Origin of the sequence: Kitasatospora sp. NPDC059673 (assembly GCF_042734215.1) — a bacterium.
Lineage (GTDB): Bacteria > Actinomycetota > Actinomycetes > Streptomycetales > Streptomycetaceae > Kitasatospora.
In genome coordinates this window covers 111936-133915 of sequence record NZ_JBHWEN010000016.1, presented here as the reverse complement: position 1 = coordinate 133915, position 21980 = coordinate 111936, and the positions used below count along the sequence as shown (strand labels likewise).

Here is a 21980-nt window from a genome sequence, read left to right as displayed (position 1 = left end):
ACCATGTCCGAAGCTCTCGCAGGCCGCCGCGTCCTCGTGGTCGGTGCCGGTTCGCGCACCGGCCGGCTGCTCGCGCACGCCGCCTCCGCCGCCGGGGCCGAGCTGGTGCTCGCCGGGCCCGATCCGCGGAAGCTGGAGTGGACGGCGGGCGAACTGGCCGGCCCGTCCACCGTGGTGCCCGTCGATCTGACGGACGAGGCGTCGATCGAGGCGCTGGCGGCCCGGGCCGGGCGGGTCGACCACCTGGTGTCCACCGCCGCGATGCCCGCCAACGGGCCGCTCGAGGAACTTCGACTGGCGGACATCCGGCGGGCGTTCGACGCGAAGGTGATCGGTCCGATGCTGCTGGCCAAGCACCTGGCGGGGCAGTTCGCCGAGGACGGGTCGCTGACCTTCTTCTCCGGCGTCGCCGCCTGGCGCCCCGCGCCCGCCCGGACCGTGATGGCCACCACCAACGGGGCGCTGGCGTTCCTGGTGCAGGCCCTCGCGGTGGAACTCGCCCCGCTGCGGGTCAACGCCGTCTCCCCGGGCATCGTCGACTCCGGCTCCTGGGACGGCCTCGGGGCGGGCAAGGAGGAGTTCCTGAAGACAGTCGCCGCCCGCAACCCCGCCCGCCGGGTCGGCACCCCGGAGGACCTGGTCAAGGCCGTCCTGTACGCCATCGACAGCCCGTACGTCACCGGCACCGTCCTGCACGTGGACGGCGGCGGCCGGCTGGCCTGAGCGGCGAACGGCGGCGAGCAGCGGCGAGCAGCGGGACTCAGGACGGGAGGTCGGCGGGGACCAGGAGTTGGAGGTCCTCGGTGGTCGGGTCGGTGAGGTGGGCGACCCGGGAGGCGTGGCGTTCGATCATGCTCTCGAAGACCTGGCGGGCGGTGCGGCCGTTGCCGAAGCCGACGCCCCGGTCGAGGGTGGTGAAGTGGGCGTGCAGGGCGGCCTCGGTGGCCGGGTCGAGGTGGTACTCGTGCTCGGCGGCCTGGGCGCGGGCGATGTCGAGGAGCTCGTCGGCGGTGTAGTCGGGGAAGGTGACGGTGCGGGAGAAACGGGAGGACAGGCCCGGGTTGGCGGCGAGGAAGCGCTCCATCTCGGCGGTGTAGCCCGCCACGATGATCACCACCTCGTCGCGGTGGTCCTCCATCAGCTTCACCAGGGTGTCGATCGCCTCCCGGCCGAAGTCCCGCCCGCCGTCCTCCGGGGCCAGTGCGTACGCCTCGTCGATGAACAGCACCCCGCCGCGCGCCTTGTCGAACGCGGCGGCGGTGCGGATCGCGGTGGAGCCGATGTGCTCGCCGACCAGGTCCAGGCGGGCCACCTCCACCAGGTGGCCGCGCTGCAGGACGCCCAGCGAGGCCAGGATCTCCCCGTACAGGCGGGCGACCGTGGTCTTGCCGGTGCCGGGGGAGCCCGTGAAGACCAGGTGCCGACGCGGCGACGGGGCCTTCAGGCCCGCCCGCTGCCGGGCCCGGCCGACCGAGATCAGGTCGATCAGCGTCCGCACCTCCTGCTTGACCGTCGCCAGGCCCACCAGGGCATCCAGCTCGGCCAGCGCGACCTCGGCCGGGCGGCAGTCCGGGATGGGGGCGATCACCGCGGGGGCGGGGACGGGCGGGGCGGAGGTCTGGACGGCCGGGACGAGGGAGGCCAGTGGGGGAGCGGCCGGCTCGGCCGGGCGCGGGGCGGGCAGCGGCGCGGCGTCGTCCGAGGTGCAGCCCTCCGCGACCGGGCCCGGCTCGGAGAACTCGAACCCGGCCCGGGCGTTGCGCTCCGCCCGGCAGCGCACCAGCTTCGTCCGGCACCCGTCGATCACGTGGAAACCGAACCCGCCGCCCTGCGACACCCGCACGGTGTCGAACTCGCCGCGCCCCTGCGCCGACACGTACACCCCGGCCTCGCTCGCGCCGCGCACCGTGCACTCGCGCAGCACCGGGTCCGCGCCCTTGGTGACGATCACCCCGGTGGCGACGTCCGCGATCTCGCAGTCCGTCAGCAGACCGCCCGAGCCGTGGTCGCGGAACCACAGGCCGGTGCCCGCGCCCTGGATCCGGCAGCCCGACAGGTCCGCGCTCGCCCCGCCCGAGACCGAGACCGCCGAGGAGCGGATCGCGGTGAACGAGCAGTCGCGGGCCGAGGCGGAGGAGCCCTGGTCGAGGACGAACAGCGCGTCCGGCAGGTCGTCCAGGGAGCAGTCGGCGAGCTCCAGGGCCGCGCCGTCGCTCACCCACAGCGCCGGGTAGTCGCCCTGCGCGGAATGGAAACGGCTGCTCTGCGCGACCACCTTCGTCCCGCCGTCCCACACCGACAGCGCACCCCGGCCGAACGCGTGCACCGTCACCTGGCGCAGCGTCAGCTTCGCGCCGCCGCGCAGGTCCGCCGCGTTCTCCGGCACCTCGTGCACCCGGCAGCCCGTCAGCTCCAGCTCCGCACCGGTGTCCAGGCTCAGCCCGTTGCCGGACACCCGGTGCACCGTGCAGTCCGTCAGCCGCCCCACCGCCTGCGCCTCGGCCTGCACACCCGAGCCGCGCACCTCGTACACCTGGCAGCCCGTCAGCTCCGCCACCGACCCCGGGTCGGCCAGCAGCACGCCCGCGCCGCCCGTGTGGTGCACCCGCAGCCGCTCCGCCCGCAGCCGCGAGCCGGACAGCACCGCCAGGCCGCTCTGGCCCGCCGCCGAGATCTCGCAGTCCACCAGCTCCGCGTCGGCCTGCGCACGCAGCCGGACGCCCAGGCCGGACGGGTTCTCCACGGTGCAGTTCACCAGCTGCGCCCGGGCGGCGTCGGCGAGTTCCACCCCCACCGCGGAGGACGTCTCGATCCGGCAGTCCGCCAGCACCGCGCCGTCCGCCCGGGCCAGCAGCACCGCCGGCGCGGAACGGTCGGAGCCCTCGACGGTCAGACCGCGGATCGTCGCGGCCGCCGTCACCGTCAACGCCGTACCGCCGCGCATCGCGCTCTCCGGCGGCGAGATCCGGACGCTGCCCGGCCCCTTCTCGGCGACCAGCGTCACCGGCTTGTCGACCAGCACCGCCTCGTAGAACGTCCCCGCCCGCACCGTCAGGGTGTCACCGGGCTCGGCCACTTCCAGGGCCTCGCGGAGCGTCGCGTACTCCCCGCTGCGCCGCCGCCACCGGGAGGCGCTGTCCTGCGTGACCCGGACCCTGAGCTCACCCATGACGATCTGTCATCCCCGCCTTCGTCGAATGCGTGCGAGACGCTGCGCGATCACCCCCACCGTAGCGCGCGAGGCCGACCGGACCGTCGCCCGGTTCAACGAACGAGCCGGGGGGTGGTTCCGGGTGCCGGTCAGCGGCGGTCCGGCTGCGGGGCCTCCACCGCCTCCAGGACCTCCACCTCGTCGCCGACCGCGAGTGTTCCCAGGACATCTGCGGTGGGGGTCGGACGGACCGGGATCAGGTTCTGGCCGAACACCAGCTTCTGGCCGAAGCGGTGGTGCCGGCCCAGTGCGCGCAGCGGCTCCGGGCCGCGACGCTCACCGGACTCCTGGTCGGTGGTGGTCACCACGCAGCGGCCGCACGGCTTCGCCACCCGGAACTCCAGGCCGCCGACCCGGATCCGGCGCCAGCCGTCCTCCGCCCACGGCTCGGTGCCGGCCACCACCAGGTTCGGCCGGAAGCGCTCCATCGGCAGCGCCGCGCCCTTGCGCTCGTCGCCCGGGTGGTCCTCGGCGATCCGGGCGTTCAGCTCGGCCAGCGAGGCGCTGGTGGTGAGCAGCAGCGGGTAGCCGTCCGCCATCGACACCGTCTCGTCCGGCCCCGCGTACTTCGGGTTGATCGGCCGGGAGACCTCCGGGCGGTCCAGGTGCACCAGGCGCACCTCGCCGAGCTTGGCGGGCAGGCGTTCGGCCAGCCAGGCGGAGGTGTCCTTGGTGGCGGTGGCGGCGGAGAAACGGGTGCCGAAGACCTCGACCGTCGCCTCCGGGGCGCCGCCCGCGAGGGAGGGCGCGGGGAGCGTGTGGGTGGCACCGTCCGGGGCGGTCAGGGTGAGTGACGTGCCGTCGGCGGACGGGACGGGACGGAACTGGCCGATCGACGGCTCGTCGCGCTGGGTGAGAGCGACGCCCTCCGCGTCCACGAGCATCCAGCGACGGTCACCGGCCAGGCCCCAGGGGTGCACCTCGGCCGTGGCCGGGCTGAGGCGGTACATGGACTTGACGGGGTACAGGTGGAGGGAGAGAAGGTGCGGCATGGCGGCCATCCTGCCAGAGGCCGTGGTGGGTGGGAGGCACGGCCGGTGGACGGACCTGACCGGCGCTCCCGTTCCCCCTCGCGCCGTTTCCGCCCCCTCGCCTTCGGCCGGGCAGACCCCCGGCGCCCCGGTCGGGGCGCCGGGGGCGTCGTGCGGTTCACCCGGCCCTGGCGGGCAGCGGGGAACATGTTCCAGCTGAGACCTTGCCCCTGTGGGGAGGGGATTGCTGTCGGCCCCGGTCAGCCTGCCTGGGGGTACTGGCGGTACTGGGGGAACTGCTGCGGGGCGCTGGGCTGGGCCGGGCGCAGGGTGTTGCCGCCGAAGGACTGGTCGGCGAAGCTCTGCGGCTGGGAGACCGGCTGGGCGCCGAACTGCTGCGGGGCCCCGAACTGCTGGCCGCCGAACTGCTGGCCGCCGAACTGCTGCTGGGGGACGAAGTTCTGCGGCGCGGTGGCGAAGCTGTTCGCCGGGGCGGGCTGCGGGTAGGCCGGGGCGGCCGGGCGCTGGCCGGTCATGAACGGTTGCGGCGGCACGGGCGCGGCCGCGTAGCCGGGCTGCGCCGGGATGTGCGGCGCGGGCACCGGGGTGCTGCTCGGGCCGGGGCCGAGGGCGAGGCGGGCCGGGGGCAGGGCGGGCAGGTTCGACGCGGCGGGGGCGTCGAAGCCGGTGCCGAACCCGCCGGTGCCGAGCCCACCCGTGAAGCCGGCGCCGTAGGCGGTGGACCAGGTGGGGGCCGCGTTGGCCGGGGGCACGTTGATGGGTGCGATCTGCGGGATGCCACGCTCTGCGACAAGGCTGTCGTAGATGGGCGTGGAGGAGAAGGACGGAGAGGGGTAGCCGACTCCGTCGTAGGAGCGGGGCGAGGTCATGGGGCCTACCGTAAGCCCACACCATGCCTGCTGAGGAGAGCGGGAGGGCCCGGAGTTCACATGTTTACGGAGTCTTCGCGAGCCGAAATCGGACAATACCGGAGCTAGTTGGGCGAAGGGGGTTGGCTCATTCCGGCCGTCCCAGGGCCTTCCCGGACGTATGGTCCGTGCGCGCTCTCAGCGGGCGGCGTGCGGTCGGCGGGGCCGGACGCCGGTGAGCTTCTGCCAGCGGTCGCGGGCGGCTTCGAATTCCTGTTCGGCTTCGGCGATCGCGGGGTCGGCGTCCTGCTCGGCGCGGATCTCCTCCAGCCGCTGGTGGGCCCGGTCCACCTCGGCGGTGTCGGCGCGGACCTCGGCCAGGGCGGCCTCGGCGGCGGGGAGTTCGGCCTCGCGGGCCAGCCGGGCGGCCTTCGCGCGGGCCACGCCGTCGCGGGCGGCGATCACGAAGGCGCGCACCTTTTCCTCGGCGAACTCGCTGTGCGCGAACGGCAGTTCGCGTTGCGCGCCGTCGGGGAGCACCAGATGGACCTGGCTGGTGCCGGCCGCGTGGTCGGCGTGCAGCAGGACGGAGTCGAGCGCGTGGTCGGCGGCGCGGCCGTTGGTGGTCAGGACCAGCTTGTGCTCGAACAGGCGCAGCACGCCGAGGGTTTCGCCCTCGGCGCCCCGGCCGGGGTCGCGCAGCCGGTCGACCCCGGCCTGGGCGGCGGCGACCCGGGCGCGGTGCGCGGTGGCGGCCCGGGCAGCGCCGTCGCGGGCGGTGGAGACGGTGCGGCGGGAGGTGCGGCGGACCGCGCAGAGGTGGCCGCGGTGGGTGTCGAGATCGCGCCGGTGCTCGGCGTACCGCGCCTCGAACGCGTAGCGCCACGCGCCCGGGTACTGGAGCCAGCGCCAGAGCACGGCCGCGGCCGCTCCCGCCGCGATGGCCAGCAGCCAGCCGAGCACGCCCATCGAGCCCTCCCCGCACGGTGGTTGACGACCGAAGGGGGATCACTATCGGCACCGGGGCGGGACCGTCAAGCGGCGTGGGGGCGGGGCGTCGGGTTCCGGACAGGCGTCGGCCCGGACGGCGGGTGCGCCGTCCGGGCCGGGGTGTGCGGTGGCTCAGTGGGCGGCGGTCTTGGCGGTGGCCTGGACGGGGAAGCCCGGGCGGCCGGCCAGTTCGCTGGTGCAGTACGCGCAGCGGGTGGCGGCGGCCGGGACGGTGCTGAGGCACTCGGGGCAGTCGGCCTTGGCCACCGGGGCGTCCTTGACCGGGTTGAAGCGGTTCTGGAGCTTGGCGACGGGCAGCACGACGGCGAAGTAGATGACCGCGGCGACCAGCACGAAGCTGATCAGCGCCTGGAGGAAGGCACCGTAGGGGAAGGTGACGTCGGCGACGGTGAACGCCTCCTTGCTGAAGTCGCCGACCGCGCCGGAGGCGACGCCGACCAGCGGGGTCAGGAAGGCTGCGACGAAACCGGTGACGACGGCGGTGAAGGCGGCGCCGATGACGATGCCGACCGCGAGGTCGACCACGTTGCCGCGCAGCAGGAAGCTGCGGAATCCCTTGAACATGCCCGCCATCCTGACGGGCCAACCTCCGGGTGGTCCAACCGAGTTCACCTGATCCGACCAATTCGGCGAACCGGCTTGCGAGCCTCGCTCACACGTCGCCCAGCGCGGCCCGGACCTCCGGTGCGAAGGACTGCACCCGCACCACCGCGTCGGCGACCCGGCGGACGGTGGCGGCGTTCATGTGCGACCACAGCGGGACGGTCAGCACGGAGTCGGCGAGCCGGTCGGTGCGCGGCAGTTCCGCCGCCTGGCCGAGGTGGGCGTAGGCGCGCTGCCGGTGGACGGGCGGGTGGAAGTAGCGGCGGGTGTCGATGCCCTCGGCCTTGAGCGCGGCGGCCAGTTGGCGGCTGCTCAGGCCGAAGGCGCCGGCGTCGAGGATCAGCGTGAGGTCCTTGAAGGTGGAGGTGTCGCCGTCCTCCGGCAGGGCCAGGCGCAGGCCCGGCAGGCCGGCGGTGGCGCGGGCGAACTCGGCGACCAGCGCGCCGCGGTGGGCGACCCGGGCGGTCAGGCCGGCCAGCCAGGTCAGGCCGACGGCGGCGTGCAGTTCGCTCATCCGGGCGTTCAGGCCGGGGAACAGCGTGTCGTAGTCGCCGGGGTTGCCGTAGTCGCGGGCGGTGCGCAGGGTGGCGGCGAGCGCCGCGTCGCGGGTGGTGACCAGGCCGCCCTCGCCGGCCACCGCGACCTTGGTCGGGCTCATCGAGAACACCTCGGCCAGGCCGAAGTTGCCGACCGGCACGCCGCGCCGGGCCGAGCCGAGGCCGTGCGCGGCGTCGTACACCAGCGGGAGGCCGGCCGCGTCGGCGATCCGCTGCAACTCCTCGGTCTGGCAGGGCGTCCCGTACACGTGGGTGGCCATCAGCGCGGCGGGCGCGTCGGCGGCCTTCAGCCGGGCCTCGGCGTCCGCCGGGTCGAGGGTGATGTCCTGCTCGCGGGCCTCGGCGAACAGCGGGGTGCCGCCCGCCCAGTGCGCGGCGTGCGCGGTGGCGGAGAAGGTGAAGCCGGGCATCAGCACCGGGCGGCGGCCGCCGACCCCGGCGGCCTGCAGGACCAGCATCAGGCCGGCCGTGCAGTTCGACACCGCCACCACGTGCGGCACGCCCAGCAACTCGGCTACCTGCTCCTCCAGTTGGCGGACGGTGGGCCCGTTGGTGAGCATCCCCGAGTCGAGCACCTCGGCGAGCCGGCCGAGCAGCCGTTCGCGGTCGGGCACCCGGACGCGGGTCAGCGGCAGGCCGTCTGGAAAGGCCGGGGCGCCGTCGAGGACGGCGGGGCGCAGCTGGTCGGTGGTCATGCGGTCGATCCCCCCTGGGTTCGGTACGGGTCCGGTGCGCCGACGGCGACCGGAGGTTCGGGCCCCGGGCCGCCGCCCCACTGGCCGGGCTGCACACGCCACACCGGCGGGCGCCGGCGGCGCGCCACCGGGCCGGAGCCGGCCGGCCGGGGGATCGCCAGCAGCACCAGGACCAGCGGCAGCACCTGCACCCGCTCGCGGGACAGGATGCCCATGTTGTTGATGGTGGAGAACGCCCAGCAGAACAGCAGGGTGTACACCACCGCGAAGGCGACGTACGACCGCTGGACGAACAGCTTGGGAATCCGGGCCAGTTGAGGCCAGGCCCGGACGAACATCACCAGCAGCGCGAAGCACTCCACCGACTGGATCAGGTTCTGCACGTTCGACGCCTCGAACGGGAACGGCCGGAACAGCACGCTGATCACCGACATCGGCAGCCGCGCGGGGTTCAGGCTGAACGCGGGCGCCGGGTCCTCCGCCGTCGAGGCGTTGATCACCGAGGAGCCCTGCGAGGTGCGCCGCGAGGTCTCCGACAGCACCTGGTTGACGGCGTCCCCGCCGGTGCCGTTGGTGCCGAAGAAGGTGGACACCTGTTGCAGCATCAGCATCACGCCGACACCCAGCACCGCCACCGTCAGCACCGTGCGCAGCGGCCCCAGCGCGGACACCTGCTGCGGCCGCTTGCGCAGCACGTACGCGACGGACAGCCCGGCGCCCGCCAGCACCGTGACGTGCGGGCGGACCATCGCGGTGCCCAGCGAGCCCAGCGCGATGCACACGAACGCGCCGAAGCGGCGGTCCAGCAGCCGGGCCACGCCGTACGTGGTCAGGCCCAGGCAGAACATCATCCAGGCGTCCTTGCCGATGCTGGACGGCCAGAACAGCAGCGAGGGCAGGAAGAACACCAGCTTCGCGTAGCGCCGCGAATCGGCCTCCGGGAAGGCGATCTGCAACGCCCGCCAGAAGAACAGCAGCCCCCAGAAGCCCAGCCAGGAGAACACCAGGAACCCGCCGACCAGGGTCGGACCGGTGATCGCGTAGACCACCCCGGTGACGATGATGACGAACCCGGTGCCGGCGACCTTCATGCCCAGGTCGTAGTGCAGCCCGCCGAGCAGGTCGGTGGTGGTCAGGTACTGGGCGAGCTCGGAGCCCTTCTGGTCGTACATCTTGGCGTCCGCCGCGCCGCCGTACAGCACGAACGCCATCAGGTAGCGCGGGAACGCGCAGGCGAGTTTGGCGCCCATCGCCACGATCAGCAGCTTGAACACGCCCCGCTCGGGATTGTTCGCCGCCACCCGGGCCAGGATCGGTGTGCCGATCGCCATCAGCGCCGGTGCGACCAGCAGCGCACCCCAGGTGTCGTAGGTGGTGTGCACCATGGCCAGCACGAACACCGTCACATAGCCCATCACCAGCGCCCAGGCGAGGGCCGTGAGCCGGCCGCGCCGCACCGCCGCGCGCAGCCGGAGCAGCAGCCGCGGCAGCCGGGGGCGGGCGGTCAGCGGCCCCGTCGGGGTGCGGGCGGCCGAGCGGCGGGTGACCGGGGTGCGGGCGGCCGGGGTGCGGGCGGCCGACGGCGGGCCGGTGCGCGGCGCGGCCATCAGAAGACCTCCAGGTCGCCGAGGCTGAACCGCCAGTCGGCGAGGGTGCGTTCGGCGGGCAGCGGCCCCGTCGGGGTGCGGGCGGCCAGCACCATGCCGGTGCGCGGCGCCGTCAGGCAGCCCGCCCGCAGGCCCGCCTCGGCCGCCTCGGTGCCCGGCGCCAGGTGGGTCGCCGCGTGGTCGCAGCCGGAGCCGGCCGCCTCCCGCAGCAGCCGCCCGGCCGCCGCCCGGTCGCCGGGGCGGACGATCAGCTCGGCGAGGGTGAACTCGGCCAGCGGGCCGCGCCGCCTCGGCCGGCCGAACGCCAGCCCGACCAGCTCGCCGCCGCGCTCCACCGTCACCACCCGGTAGTCCAGGCCCGGCGCGGCCCCGTACCGCCAGGCCAGGTACCCGGCGGTGCGCACCGTGCGCAGCCGCGGCTCGGCGGCGTCCGCCAGTTCCCGCTCCGCCAGCAGCTCCGGCAGCCGCGGGTCCGGGAAGGCGAACCACTCGGCGGCGGTGGGCAGTTCGCAGCGCGGCGGCCCCGACGGGACCGGGCGGCGGGCCAGCGCCGCCCGCGCGCCCCGGGCGAACGACAGCGGCCGGGCCACCCGCAGCGCCACCGGCACCCGGCCCACCTCCCGCCAGCCCATCCGCAGGTAGCCCGGCAGGCTGTTGCCGTTCGGCGTGTTGAACACCAACTCGGCCTCGCCGGAGACCTGTTGGAGCAGCTCCATGGTCAGCCGGCGGAAGACTCCGCGCCCCCGGAAGTCCGGGTGCGTCGCGGTGTCCACCGGCCGCACCGCCGCCACCTCGCGGCCCCGCGCGCCCCGCCACGACCAGCGCAGGAACAACCGCACCCCCGCCAGGCGCCCGTCCGGCGCGAGGGCCACCAGCCCCGGACTCGACCCGAACGGGTTCGCCCGGTGCTTCCAGTCGAAGAACTCGGCGCTGCGCCGCCCCGTCGGGCCGCCCGCCAGCGAAGCCGTCAGCAGCTCCAGGACCATCGGCACGTCCGCCGACTCCAGCCCGCGGTACGTCAGTTCACCGCTCACCTCGTGCTCGTCCCCTCCGGACTCAGCGCGCCAGCACCCGCGCGTAGACCCGCTCGATCGCCCGCTGCGCGCCCGCCACGTCGAAGGACTTCGACCGCTCCCGGGCGGCCGCGCCCATCCGCTCCCGCAGCCCCGGATCGGCCGCCAACTCGCCCAGCGCCAGGGCCAGTCGAGCCGGATCACCGGGCGGCACCGAGCGGCCCTCGACGCCGTCGTCCAGCACCTCCGGCATGCCGCCGACCCTGGTCACCACCGACGGCAGGCCGCTGGTCATCGCCTCCATCAGCGCCACCGGCAGGCCCTCCTGGCGCGAGCTCAGGCAGAACACGTCCCAGCCCGGCAGCAGCCTCGGCACGTCGCCCCGGGAGCCCGCGAACATCACTCCCTCGCCCGCGAGTTGGCGCAGCCGCTGCTCCAGCGGTCCCGAACCGACCAGCACCAGGCGGGAGTTCGGGTGCTCGCGGCGCAGCAGCGCGAACGCGGCCAGCAGCGAGGCCTGGTCCTTCTTCGCCGTCAGGTTGCCGACCGTGCCGATCACCAACGCGTCCTCGGGCAGCCCGAGTTCGGCCCGGGCCGCGCGGCGGGCGGCCGGGCCCGAGGGCGCGTCGCCCAGGTCCGGGCCGTGGTGCACCACCGTCAGCCATCCCTCGCCCGGGCGGCGGCGCCCGATGCCCGCCGCCACCGCGTGCGAGACCGCGATCACCGCGTCGTTGCGCCCGTACGTGAGCGCGTTGGCCCAGCGGGTCGGCAGACGGTAGCGCTCCCAGAGGTTGTGCTCGGTGTGCACGAGCTTCCGACGGCCCCCCAGCAGCCGGGCCGCGACGGCCGGCACCGGCATGTGGGTGTGCACCAGGTCGTAGCGGCGCTCCGCGAGCAGCGCCCGCAGCCGCAGCGGCCAGCGGCGGCCCGGCGGCCCGCCCAGGCAGTGCACCGGAACGCCGGCCGCCGCCAGCGCGGGCACCAGCGCGTCCTTGTGCGGCAGCACGTACGCCACCTCGATCGCGTAGTGCGAACGGTCCGCGTGGCGCGCGCAGTTGACCAGCAGCTGCTCCGCTCCGCCCCGGCCCAGGCCCTTGGCCAGCCAGAGCACCCGGGCCGGCCGCCCCGTCACCGCTCCTCGCCCAGGCGCAGCTGCAGGGTGGTCTCCACCGGCTCCTCCGGCGGCAGTTCGGCCGGCCGGCGGCCCCAGCTCGTCGCCCCGTCCCGGCGGTCCGGGCCCTCGCCGTACACCGGCGCGCCCGGACGCGGATCGGCCGGCCGCTGGTGCTCGCCCGCGCGGCGCTGCGACTCCGCCCGGTGCGGTGGCTCGGCGCGGCGCTGCTGCTCGGGGACGGGCGGGGCGGTCTTTCCGGTGGGCGCGGCCTTCGCGGTGGTGCCCTTCGTGGTGGTGCCCTTCGCGGGCGCACCCTTGGTGGTGGCGCCCTTCGTGGCGGGGCGGCCCGGCCGCAGGGTGCGCTTGCGCCGTCCCGTGGTGCCCTCCGCGCCCAGCAGCGCCACGCCGGCCACCGGCACACCGGTGCGGGCCAGCAGCTCGGAGACCCGGTCCGCCTCCTCCGGGCGGACGTTGCCCGCCATCACCGTCACCAGCACCGTGTCCGCGTGCTGCACCAGGTCGTAGGCGTCGTTGGCGTGCAGCAGCGGCGAGGAGTCGATCAGCACCACGTCGGCGTGCCGGCGGGCCAGCTTCAGCACCTCCCCCGCGCGCAGCACCAGCGCCGCCGGGTACGCGGTGGTGTTGCCGCCGGTGATCAGCGCCACGCCCGGCACGTTGGTGCGGCGGATCAGGTCCACCGGGTCCGGCAGTTGCTCGCCCGACAGCAGCTCCGCCATGCCGGGTCCGTCGCCCACCCCGAAGTGGTCGCGCAGTGCCGGCTGGCGGAAGTCGCAGTCCAGCACCAGGACTTGGCGGCCGGTCTCGGCGAGCGTCGCGGCCAGGTTCGCCACCGTGGTGGTCCGGCCGTCCCCGGAGCGCCCGGACATCACCAGCACCACCGGCGCCGGTCCGGCGGCCTGCCGGGCCCGCCGGTCGTCCGGGTCCAGGCCGCCCTGGCCGAGCTGCGCCGACAGCGCGCGCGGGCCGGTCAGCAGCAGGGTGGAGCGCAGCGAACGGTACGCCTCGGTCGCCGGGTCCTCCGGGCGGGCCGTCACCAGCGGCTCGCGCAGCCGGCGCAGGCGCCGCGACAGCCGGGGGATCGCGCCGATCACCGGCAGGTTGAACGCCTCCTCGACGCCGTCGCGGGTGCGCAGCCGGGTGTCCATCCGGGACAGCATCAGCGCGGCCACCACGCCGAGCGCCAGGCCCAGCACCACCGCCAGCGCGAGCCGGACGCTGCGGGTCGGCGAGGTCAGCAGGTTGCCGCCGAGTTCCTTGGCGTCGATCGACCCCCACTGCTGGATCGCGTCGGTCTGGCTGTAGTTCTGCAGGTCGGCGATCGCGCCGAGGGTCTTGGTCAGCGCCGCCGTCGCGGTGGACAGCTGCGGCTGAAGCTTGGCCTGATCGGTCGCGTTCGCCCGACTGAACTGCTTCTGCAGGTCGTCGAGTTGCTGCTGCTGGGCGTCGGCCTGGGCGCGCAGCCGCTTGATCGACTCGTCGGCGCTCTTCTTCGACTCCTGGCTGTAGCCGGTGATGGTGGCCTCCGACAGTGCCGCCGCCAGGTCCGCGCAGGACTGCTGGGTCGGGCCGGTGGTGGTGAACACCAGCATCTGCGTGGACGCGGCCGTCACCGTACGGCGCGCCGAGAGGCCCGCGACGTCCGTGATGTGCAGCTTCTGCGCGGCCGCCGTGGTCACCGCCGAGCCCTGCGCGTATGAGAGCACCTGGTCGGCCCGGACGGTGTCCGCCGCGCCCGCGACGGGAGTGATCGCCACCTTGCACTGCCACTTGCCGTTGTCCACCGTGTCACCGGCCGGCGTCAGCACGAATCCCACGATCAGCGCGGCGGCCGTACAGCCGGCCAGCAGCCGCCAGTACCGCCGCAGGACGGTGAACAGATTTGCCGGTTCCACCGGTTGGTTCCCCTCGCCTCGTACCGGCGCCCGCGCACGCCCGCCCACGGACGGTGTGCGCCGGCGCCCCGAATCCCCCCGGAAGCGGCGCCGAGCAAGAACTCCGCACGGTGCTCCACGGCTACGGCCTCGAACAGCTGGACGGTCCCCCCAGACCGGCCCCCGTCAACCGATGCTTCCCGCCCCGGACCTGCGGCGCAAGCACTTTGGCGATTCCGATGCCAAGCTGTGGACGGATTCCGGACGCCCGCACGGGAGGTGACGAAACGTCGGATAACGGGAAAGCGGTGGTGGGGGCGCGAACCGCCCGTCCGGCGTCAGGTCAGTGCGCGTTCGTAGAACTCGACCATCCGGGCGGAGACCTGCTGGAGGGTGAACCTGGTCAGGAAACGCGCCCGGGCCGCCTTCGCCCGCACCAGCGCCTCGCCGCGCCCGTCCAGCGTGCGCAGCAGCGCGGCGGCCAGCTCCGCGGGCCGCTGCGGCGGCACCAGCAGCGCGTAGTCCTCCGAGCCGACCGTCTCGCGCAGCGCCGGGACGTCCGCGCACACCAGCGGCACCCCGACGCCCATCGCCTCCATCGCCGCGCTGCCCAGCCCCTCCCAGCGCGAGGGCACCGCGCACACGTCCGCCGCCGCCATCAGGTCGAACACGTCGTCGCGCGGCCCCAGGAACCGCACCCCCGAGGTCCGGGCCGCCAGCTCCTCCAGCCGGGCCGTCTCGGCGCCCCGGCTGCCGGCCAGCAGCAGCACCGCGTCCGGTCTGGCCGCGCGCACCGCGGGCCAGGCGGAGAGCAGGACGTCCAGGCCCTTCTGATACTGCTGCCGGGCCGCCGCCAGCACCACCGGGACGTCCTCGGCGAGCCCCAGCTCCGTCCGCACCGCGGCCCGCCGCTGCGGCGTCACCGACCCGAGCAGCAGCGGGTCGCGGCCGCGCGGCACCACGTCGATCCGGCGGCGCGGCACCAGCAGGCGGGCCGCCATCGCGTCCGCGACGTGGTCGGTCAGCGCGTGGAAGCGGCGCACGCCCTGCGCGGTCAGCGCGTCCACGCCCTGCGCGGCCCGCACCTTCCACGGGCTCAGGCCGCGCGCCCGCAGATGCTCCGGCCCGTACGCCGAGTTCACCAGGCTGGAGACCACCGGCACCCGGGCCGCGAGCGCCGCCGGGCGGCCCAGCACGTCCGACTCGTACAGCGTGGTGTGCACCAGGTCCGGCCGGCGGCGGCGGAACTCGCCGCGCAGCGCCGCCAGCCGGGCCGGGCGCGAGCCGCGCAGCACCGGCACCGGCTCGGCGCCCGCCGCCCGCAGTTCGGCCTGGAACCCGCCCGGCGACTCCTTCAGGAACGCCACCTGCAACTCCACGCCCGCGCGCACCAGCAGCGGGGCCATCGCCGCCAGGCCCTGCTCCGCGCCACCCACCCGGCTCACACTGTCGATCACGTACACCACGCGCACCGCAGCAACCCCCTCGCCCAGGCCACCCCCTGACCGCCGCTCAGCATCCCAGCCCGGCCGGGCCCGCGTCCGCGAAACCGGTCAGCTGGCCGTCGGCGGAACGGTGGTGAGCATGCCGGTCAGGGCGAGGTCGAGCAGACGGTCGGCCTGCTCCGGGGTGTCGTGCTCGCGGCTCCAGGCGGCGGCGTTCATCAGGGTGAACAGGTCGGCGCCGGTGGTGTCGCCGCGCAGCGCACCGGCCTCCCGGGCCCGGTCGGTGAACCGGTCGCAGAGCGCGGTCAGCTCTGCGCACGACTCGCCCAACTCGACGCTTCCCACCGAGAGTTGGTCGGCCAGCCCCTGGTAGGCGGCGGCGTGCCGGACGACCGCGCGGACCCACTCGGCCAGCGCCCGGGCCGGGTCCGCGCCCTTGGTCAACTCCTCGCCGTACCCGAACAAGACCTGATTGCGCTCCTCCAGCAGGGCGGCGATCAGCGCGGCGCGGGTCGGGAAGTGCCCGTACAGCGTGCCGATCGCGACGCCCGCCCGGCGGGCGATGCCCTCCAGGGACGCGCCGGTGCCCTCCTGCCGGAACACCGCGTCGGCCTCGGCGAGCAGCCGCTCCCGGTTGCGCAGCGCGTCGGCGCGAGGTCGGCGGCGGGCGGGGCCTTCACCCCCGACGGACGGCTGATCAGCCGATACGGCGACGGCGCGATCTCGCACATCGACTGCCACGACATCGCCGCCTGCGCGGACACCCTCCTCACCGGCCCCGCGCGCCCCGGCGAGACCTTCGTACTCACCGGCCCCGAGGCCCTCACCGACGCCCAACTCGCCGACCGCGTCGGCGCCGCACTCGGCCACCCCGTCGGCCGCGTCACCCTCACCCCCGACGACTTCGCCACCGCCCTCGCCGGCCAGGGCGCACCGATCGGCTTCGCCCACGACCTCGCCGACCTGCTGCGCGGCGCCGCGAACGGCTCACTCGCCGAAGTCACCACCGCCGTACCCGAGTTGCTCGGCCGGCCCGCCCGCACGGTGGACGATTTCCTCCGCGACAACCTGCCGGCGCTGCGGAAACTGGCCGACGGCCGGGCCGCGTGAGTCCGCCCCCGCGAACCGCGCCGTCGCGCTGGTGTGCATACTTACCGGACGATCATTCGTACGTTGAGGTGATGGCACGGTGAAACTGGCGGAAGCGCTCGCACAGCGCGCGGCTGCGGCGCGGCAGGTGGAGCAGTTGCGGGCACGCGTCGTCGGCAGCGCCCGCTACCAGGAGGGCGAGGACCCGGCCGAGAACGCGGCGGAGATCCTGGCCCAGGCCGGGGAGGTGCTGGACGAACTGGAACGGCTGATCCGCCAGATCAACCGCACCAACGCCACCGCGATCATCGAAGGCGGCGGCACCCTCACCGACGCCCTCGCCCGCCGGGACGTCCTGCGGCTGCGCCACTCCGTGATCACCTCGGCCGCCGACGCCGCCTCCGGCCGCGACCAGCGCGGCGCCGTCCGGCAGCTGCGGTCCGAACTCCGCATCCTCTCCGCCCTCCCGGTCGCCGAACTCCGCGCCCAGGCGGACGTGCTGGCCAAGGAGATCCGCGAGGTGGACACCCTGATCCAGCGCACCAACTGGGAGATCGACCTGATCGAGGACTGACCTCCCCACAAGTCGGGTGTGGGAAGCAGGTAGTCGTGGAGGCGTGCACACACCGCGGCCGGCGGTTTATCCGGTCCTGGTGCGTGAAGAGCAACGCAGGGGTTCAACTCCCCACCGACAGTGCAGCTCAGCACCGCGCACAGGTGACAGGGCACACCGCACAGCTCACTACCACGTGCAGATCCACCGACGAGGGCGGGAACGGGGCGCCCCACACCCAGAGCGAGGGCCGTGCCTGCGGGCACGGCCCTCGCGCCTTCTCGCGGACGCGGTGGTGGACCAACCGGCCTGCGGGGGAGTGCCGTTGGCCGATCGGTCCCCGGGGAGATGCCTTTCGGTGGGGTCGGGTGCATGGCTGAGCTGCATCCGGATCCAGCGGTTCGGTGGGCGGGGAGGGTTCGGTCGGTCCGGTCGCCCGTCGCCGGTCGCTGCCGTTCGGTTCGCGAGGCAACTGGTGCGCGGGGGAGTGGACTTGGCCGATCCGGGCCCGCCGCCCCGAGGCGTCTCGGTAGGGTCGGGCGCATGGCTGAGCCGCGCGTCCTGCACGTGATCACCGATCCGCGCGCCCGGGGCGCCCAGCGCCTCGCCCGTGACCTGCACGCCGAACTGTCGCGTCGGGGCCAGGCGTCCGAACTGGTGGCGCTCCACCCGCACCCGGACGCCGACCCGGCCGACCCGGTGGCCGTACTGGGGTCGTCGCGGCACCACCCGGCCACCTTGGGTGCCTTGCGGCGGGCCGCCGCCCACGTCGACGTGGTGGTCGCGCACGGATCGTCCACCCTTCAGGCATGTGCGCTCGGACTGGTCGCCACCCGCACCCCGTTCGTCTACGTCAACATCGGCGACCCCCGGCACTGGACGTCAACTCCCGCCCGTCGTCTGCGAGTCGGCGCGTTCCTTCACCGGGCCGCCGCCGTTGCCGCGATCTCCCCGCAAGGCGTGGACCTGCTGCGCACCCGCTTCCGGCTGCCCGCCCACCGGCTGCACGTGCTGCCCAACGCCCGCCCAGCCGACAGGTTTCCGCCCCCCGCGGGCCCCGCCGAGAAGGCCGCCGCCCGCGCGGCCCTCGGACTCCCCGCCGCCGGTCCGCTGATCGCCTGGATCGGTGCCCTCAGCCCCGAGAAACGCCCCGACCTCGCGCTCGCCGCCCATGCCCGGCTCCCGGAGGACGTCCACCTCGCCCTGGCCGGCGCCGGCCCCCTCCGCGAACGCCTCACGGCCACCGCCGGCCCCCGCACCCACCTGCTCGGCCCACTCGCCGACCCCGCCCCCCTCTACCGGGCCGCCGACCTGCTGCTGCTCACCAGCGACTCCGAGGGCGTCCCGGGCGTCCTGATCGAAGCCGCCCTCGCCGCCCTGCCCGCCGTCGCCACCGACGTCGGCTGGGTCTCCGACATCGTCCGCGACGGCACCACCGGCCTGCTCACCCCTCCCGACGACCCCACCGCCATCGCCGACGCCCTCCGCACCCTCCTCACCACCGACCGCACCCGGTACGCCACGGCCGCCCGCGAGCACGCCCTCACCCACTTCGACCTCACCACCGTCACCACCCGCTGGCAGCACCTGCTGCGCCAGGTCACCCGCGCCCGTTGACGATCTGGGCCCGACAACGTCACCGGGCGCGAGTACGCTACGGACCCGCGCGATTCCGGTGGAGGGAGCAGGTTCGATGGTTCGCACCAGCCCGCCCCGTCCGCTCGACGTCGAGGCGTTGTTCCCCGAGGTGGCGGCGCTGCGGCGGGACGCTGTGCGGCTGCATCCCAGGTGCGGGGAGCCCGGGCCGGGGGAGAGTTCGCTGGGCGGCCCGGTGCGGTGGCCGCGCACCGAGCCGTGGCCGCACTGCGCGGACGAGCACCCGCGCACCGCGTACGCGCCGCCACGTGGTGCGGGGCCTGTTCCGCTGGTGCCGGTGGTGCAGCTGCTCGCCACCGATGTGCCCGAACTGCCTTGACCATCTGCTGTCCGTCGGCAGCGCCGAGTTCGACGGCGAGAGCTGGCGTACCTGGCTCGCGGTCGAGGACACCCCGGCCGCCGGAACCGTGTGGGAACTGCCCTACGAGGAACGAAGGTTGATCCAGAGCGCCGCCGATTTGATGCTCGGCGACATGGGCAGCCTGCACCTGTTCGGCTGCCCGTCCTGCCCCGATCGCCCGTACGCCTACCGCGCCGGTGCCTAGGTCGCTCATTCGGATCCCGCTGGTTCGCCTGCCGCCGAACGGTGTCCACGGCGCCCGCCCGGCCTACGTGTTGGCCCTGCGGTGGGCCTTGGCCCGGTCGAGCCGGTAGTAGAGCGGGTACTCCTCGGGGCCGACCCACGCGAACTCGCCGGCCTTGCGCGCCATGGCCGCGGCCGCCGGCCCGGCGACCGCCATGGCGACGGGGGTGCCGAACAGTACCGGGACGAAGAACGCAGGGCCGTGGGTGAGGCCCACCATGAGCTCGTTCTCCAGGAAGAACACCGCCCCCGCCACCAGGGACGCCCGCACGGACCACCGCCTGGTGCGCTCACCCTTTCGGCTCACGGCCAGCGAGATCCCGGCCACCAGCCCCGGCAACGCCCCCGTCACCAGCCCGAACGCAACGGCCGCGAGCCCGAGCCCGAGCCCGAAGTACCTTGCGACGCCCACACCGACGAACAGGTAGGGCACGACCCCCACCGCCGCGCCCAGCCCGGTGGCCTGCCAGACAACCGTCGACTTGCGAAGCACGCCGCCCACCCCCCTTTGGCAGGTGACTGTATACGAAACATCCGACGGGCGACAGGCGAGTCCCAGGCGGCGCAACAGGCCCCGCCCGGCCGACGAGGGGCGATCGGAAGGAAGCGGTCAGCGGTCGCCGAACTCCTCGGCGAGGATCTCCACTTCCTCGCTCGGCCCGGTGATGGTCAGCCACTGCAGTACGCAGCGGTTGTTGTGATGATGCAGGAGATGGCGGGCTTCGGGCGGCCACGGGCCGGGCGGGCCACCTTGCGCTGGTGGTGCTGTGCACCGAGGCCGAGCAGCGCACCTTCGAGGAACTGACCACTGCGGCGAGGAACTGCGGCTCGCCCTGCTGCGCGAGGTGAAGCCTCCGCGGCCGGCTGGGGCGTCGAGTTGGACCGCGTCGAGGTGAAGAGTGTCACGCATGCCGGTTCGTTGGTACCCGAACCGGACCGGCCCTGGCGGAGTTCGTTTCCGCGGACGGTCAAGGGTCTGTAACAGCGGCGTATCGGACGGAGACCCGAGGAACCGTCCGCCCACCGGACGCGTGGTGACGCATGCCCGCCCACCGGCGGAACACATCTCGCCCCCACAGGAGCCCCCGATGAATCTCCGCAAGCCCGCCGTCGTCGCTCTGCTGGCCTGCTCCGTCCTCGCCCTGACGGCCTGTGACCCCGACACCTCGGCCAACCCGGCGCCCGCCACCAGCTCTGCCGCGAGCAACCCGGCCGCCTCGACATCGGCTTCCGGCTCCGCCGGCGCCTCCGACGGCAAGTCCTCCGCCCCGGGTGCCAAGCCCGCCGCCGACCTCCCGGCCTGCGGCGGCTCCGAGAAGGAGAGCGACGTCAAGGCCGAACTGACCCTCGACAAGAGCGCCGACCCGCGGATCACCGGCATCATCAAGCTCACCAACACCTCCGGCACCGAGTGCGTCGTCTACGGCAAGCCCGATCTGCGCACCGACCACACCGCGCAGTTCCAGAAGCTCACCAGCGGCGTCCTCGGCTCCGGCACCTTCGCCACCGACAAGGCCCACGGCACCGTGCTGCACCCCGACGTGCCGGTCTACCAGGCCGTCACCTGGCTCTCGTCGCCGCCGGTCGCGCCCAACGCCTCCTGCACCACCGGCTCGCTGCTGGTGCTGGTGCGCAACGACAACCTGCTCACCCTCCCCATGCCGGTCAAGGACGCCCGGTACTGCCCGATGAAGGAAGAGGGCTCCGACCAGGTCCAGATCGGCGTCCCGCAGGCCTCCGAGGCCGACGCCAAGGCGCAGCTGCGCAACCTCGGCAAGTGACCCGGGGCCGGTAGGCCGGCCCGGCCGGTGGGCGAGCGTGCGGGGGCGCCGCCCGCCCACCGGAAGAGGCCCCAACGTTCGTCTCTCCGACGCCAGTTCGAGCGCCGCTGCTCCGTTCCGGCGAATTCGGCCGACCGGCGCCGGATCGCCTGGCCGGTGCCGGGGCGGGCTGCCACGCTGCCCTGGTGAAGCCGCTGTTGAGAACCACCGTCCTGATCGCCGTCGCCGGGGGCCTGGTTGCCGCCCCGGCTGCCGCCGCCCACGCCGTGTCCGCCCTTCCGGCCACACCGCACGGTCTGACCGGGAAGCAGTTCATGACTCCCGATCAGTATCTCGCCGCCATTCAGCAGCCCGGGCCGGCCCACCACAACGGGACGCAGCCCGCCGCCCGGCCGGACGCGCCCGCACCCCAGGCCCCGGCCACCGCGCCGCAGGGCCCCGCCCCGCAGGCCAACGGCCCGCAGGCCAACGGTCCGAAGGCCGCCCGGACCCACGAGGCCGTCGAGTTCTTCTGGTACAACTGCTCGCACTCCGCCCGCCTCGAAGCCCCGCTCACCAACTGGGCCGCCAGGCACCGGTCGGACGTGCAGCTGCGGCGCATCCCGGGGATCTGGGTGGGCAGCCCGGACGAGGCCGAACAGCGAGCCCACGCACGGCTGTTCTACACCCTGGACCGGCTCGGCGAGGTGGACCGGCAGCAGGCCGCCGTGTTCCGCGCCGTCCGCGACGAGGGCGCCGATCTGACCACCGAGCGGCGCGCCACCGACTGGGCCGCCGCGCACGGCATGGACGCCGCCAAGTTCCGTGCCGCGTACCACTCCGCCGAGGTGGACCGGGCCGTGGAGCAGGCGCCCAAGCTGTTCGCCGACTACCAGGTCAACGAACTGCCCACCGTGGTGGTCGACGGCAACGGCCGCACCTCGCCCACCCGGGCCGGCGGCGTCGAGAACATGCCCGCCGCACTCGACCAACTGGTCGCGGAGGGGAACGCCCCCCACTGATCGACGCGAACTCCGCCGCCGGGCAGGGGAATCCGGGAATCCCACTCACCGATCGACGCGAACTCCGCCGCCGAGCAGGGGAACGCCCCCCATCGACAGGCGCGAACCCGCCGCCGAGCAGGGTGATCCACCCGCCGAGCGGCGCAAACTCCACCACAGAGCAGGGCAGTTCGGCCCGAAACCGGCGACAGCCCGTCGGCAATCCGCCGGCAATCCGCCGACAACCGGCCTGAGCTGGCGCAATCTTCACGGAACCCGCCCGCCGCCCGCACACTCTGTGCCATGGTGGTCGCCGGGCCGCCCGGACCGCACCGTCCGCCCGGCTCCGA

21 protein-coding genes are annotated in these 21980 nt (G+C 74.5%); 8 read left to right on the top strand and 13 right to left on the bottom strand.

The genetic code is table 11. The annotated features are described in order from the left end of the window. Nucleotides 1-3 precede the first annotated feature (3 nt). Nucleotides 4-723 carry an SDR family oxidoreductase gene (locus ACFV18_RS20225; protein ID WP_380485040.1) on the top strand — a complete coding sequence of 240 codons (720 nt, stop codon included), beginning with the start codon at nucleotides 4-6 and terminating at the stop codon, nucleotides 721-723. 37 nt (nucleotides 724-760) lie between these two features. Here the strand turns inward: ACFV18_RS20225 and ACFV18_RS20220 are convergent, their stop codons facing one another. The 12 genes from ACFV18_RS20220 to ACFV18_RS20165 form a co-directional block, all read right to left on the bottom strand. Beyond that, the gene (locus tag ACFV18_RS20220) at nucleotides 761-3169 is read right to left on the bottom strand and encodes a right-handed parallel beta-helix repeat-containing protein (protein WP_380485038.1); all 2409 of its coding nucleotides are present in this window, start codon (nucleotides 3167-3169) and stop codon (nucleotides 761-763) included. A gap of 131 nt (nucleotides 3170-3300) precedes the next feature. Then, nucleotides 3301-4203, bottom strand: coding sequence for an MOSC domain-containing protein (locus ACFV18_RS20215; RefSeq protein WP_380485036.1), 903 nt, complete (start codon nucleotides 4201-4203; stop codon nucleotides 3301-3303). 239 nt (nucleotides 4204-4442) lie between these two features. Continuing rightward, nucleotides 4443-5072, bottom strand: coding sequence for a DUF6643 family protein (locus ACFV18_RS20210; protein ID WP_380485034.1), 630 nt, complete (start codon nucleotides 5070-5072; stop codon nucleotides 4443-4445). Nucleotides 5073-5249: 177 nt separating this feature from the next. Beyond that, nucleotides 5250-6020, bottom strand: coding sequence for a hypothetical protein (locus tag ACFV18_RS20205; protein ID WP_380485032.1), 771 nt, complete (start codon nucleotides 6018-6020; stop codon nucleotides 5250-5252). A 153-nt stretch (nucleotides 6021-6173) separates the two neighbouring features. Further along, a complete protein-coding gene (gene mscL, locus ACFV18_RS20200; protein WP_380485031.1) occupies nucleotides 6174-6626 on the bottom strand; it encodes a large conductance mechanosensitive channel protein MscL in 453 nt (150 codons plus the stop codon). 88 nt (nucleotides 6627-6714) lie between these two features. Beyond that, nucleotides 6715-7917 carry a DegT/DnrJ/EryC1/StrS family aminotransferase gene (locus tag ACFV18_RS20195; protein ID WP_380485029.1) on the bottom strand — a complete coding sequence of 401 codons (1203 nt, stop codon included), beginning with the start codon at nucleotides 7915-7917 and terminating at the stop codon, nucleotides 6715-6717. Beyond that, a complete protein-coding gene (locus ACFV18_RS20190) occupies nucleotides 7914-9524 on the bottom strand; it encodes a hypothetical protein (protein WP_380485028.1) in 1611 nt (536 codons plus the stop codon). Before ACFV18_RS20190 ends, ACFV18_RS20195 begins: the two co-directional genes overlap by 4 nt. Continuing rightward, nucleotides 9524-10558, bottom strand: coding sequence for a GNAT family N-acetyltransferase (locus ACFV18_RS20185; RefSeq protein ID WP_380485026.1), 1035 nt, complete (start codon nucleotides 10556-10558; stop codon nucleotides 9524-9526). The genes ACFV18_RS20190 and ACFV18_RS20185 overlap by 1 nt, the downstream gene beginning before the upstream one ends. 22 nt (nucleotides 10559-10580) lie before the next feature. Further along, a complete protein-coding gene (locus tag ACFV18_RS20180) occupies nucleotides 10581-11669 on the bottom strand; it encodes a glycosyltransferase (protein WP_380485024.1) in 1089 nt (362 codons plus the stop codon). Beyond that, nucleotides 11666-13564: a P-loop NTPase gene (locus tag ACFV18_RS20175; RefSeq protein ID WP_380485022.1), complete on the bottom strand. Its 1899-nt coding sequence runs from the start codon at nucleotides 13562-13564 to the stop codon at nucleotides 11666-11668. Before ACFV18_RS20175 ends, ACFV18_RS20180 begins: the two co-directional genes overlap by 4 nt. Nucleotides 13565-13881: 317 nt before the next feature. Beyond that, nucleotides 13882-15015 (bottom strand): glycosyltransferase family 4 protein, encoded by a 1134-nt coding sequence (locus ACFV18_RS20170; protein ID WP_380485020.1) that lies wholly within the window; start codon nucleotides 15013-15015, stop codon nucleotides 13882-13884. Nucleotides 15016-15096: 81 nt separating this feature from the next. Beyond that, nucleotides 15097-15591, bottom strand: coding sequence for a TetR/AcrR family transcriptional regulator (locus ACFV18_RS20165; protein ID WP_380485019.1), 495 nt, complete (start codon nucleotides 15589-15591; stop codon nucleotides 15097-15099). Between ACFV18_RS20165 and ACFV18_RS20160 the strand changes: the two genes are divergently transcribed. The 5 genes from ACFV18_RS20160 (at nucleotide 15508) to ACFV18_RS20140 (ending at nucleotide 18831) form a co-directional block, all read left to right on the top strand. After that, nucleotides 15508-16098, top strand: coding sequence for a hypothetical protein (locus ACFV18_RS20160; RefSeq protein WP_380485017.1), 591 nt, complete (start codon nucleotides 15508-15510; stop codon nucleotides 16096-16098). The genes ACFV18_RS20165 and ACFV18_RS20160 overlap by 84 nt on opposite strands. A gap of 79 nt (nucleotides 16099-16177) precedes the next feature. Then, complete coding sequence (locus tag ACFV18_RS20155) at nucleotides 16178-16651, top strand: DIP1984 family protein (RefSeq protein WP_380485015.1); 474 nt, start codon at nucleotides 16178-16180, stop codon at nucleotides 16649-16651. Nucleotides 16652-17173: 522 nt separating this feature from the next. Beyond that, nucleotides 17174-18247 carry a glycosyltransferase gene (locus ACFV18_RS20150; protein WP_380485013.1) on the top strand — a complete coding sequence of 358 codons (1074 nt, stop codon included), beginning with the start codon at nucleotides 17174-17176 and terminating at the stop codon, nucleotides 18245-18247. A 76-nt stretch (nucleotides 18248-18323) separates the two neighbouring features. Then, nucleotides 18324-18605, top strand: a complete 282-nt coding sequence (locus ACFV18_RS20145) for a hypothetical protein (protein WP_380485011.1) — start codon at nucleotides 18324-18326, stop codon at nucleotides 18603-18605. Next, nucleotides 18586-18831 carry a hypothetical protein gene (locus tag ACFV18_RS20140; protein ID WP_380485009.1) on the top strand — a complete coding sequence of 82 codons (246 nt, stop codon included), beginning with the start codon at nucleotides 18586-18588 and terminating at the stop codon, nucleotides 18829-18831. Before ACFV18_RS20145 ends, ACFV18_RS20140 begins: the two co-directional genes overlap by 20 nt. A gap of 63 nt (nucleotides 18832-18894) precedes the next feature. Here the strand turns inward: ACFV18_RS20140 and ACFV18_RS20135 are convergent, their stop codons facing one another. Continuing rightward, nucleotides 18895-19362, bottom strand: a complete 468-nt coding sequence (locus ACFV18_RS20135; protein ID WP_380485007.1) for a hypothetical protein — start codon at nucleotides 19360-19362, stop codon at nucleotides 18895-18897. Nucleotides 19363-19957: 595 nt separating this feature from the next. On the opposite strand from ACFV18_RS20135, the gene ACFV18_RS20130 reads away from it, so the two are divergent. Both ACFV18_RS20130 and ACFV18_RS20125 read left to right on the top strand, forming a co-directional pair. Beyond that, a complete protein-coding gene (locus tag ACFV18_RS20130; RefSeq protein ID WP_380485005.1) occupies nucleotides 19958-20650 on the top strand; it encodes a DUF4232 domain-containing protein in 693 nt (230 codons plus the stop codon). 185 nt (nucleotides 20651-20835) lie between these two features. Beyond that, nucleotides 20836-21651 carry a thiol:disulfide interchange protein DsbA/DsbL gene (locus ACFV18_RS20125; protein WP_380485003.1) on the top strand — a complete coding sequence of 272 codons (816 nt, stop codon included), beginning with the start codon at nucleotides 20836-20838 and terminating at the stop codon, nucleotides 21649-21651. Nucleotides 21652-21980 lie beyond the last annotated feature (329 nt).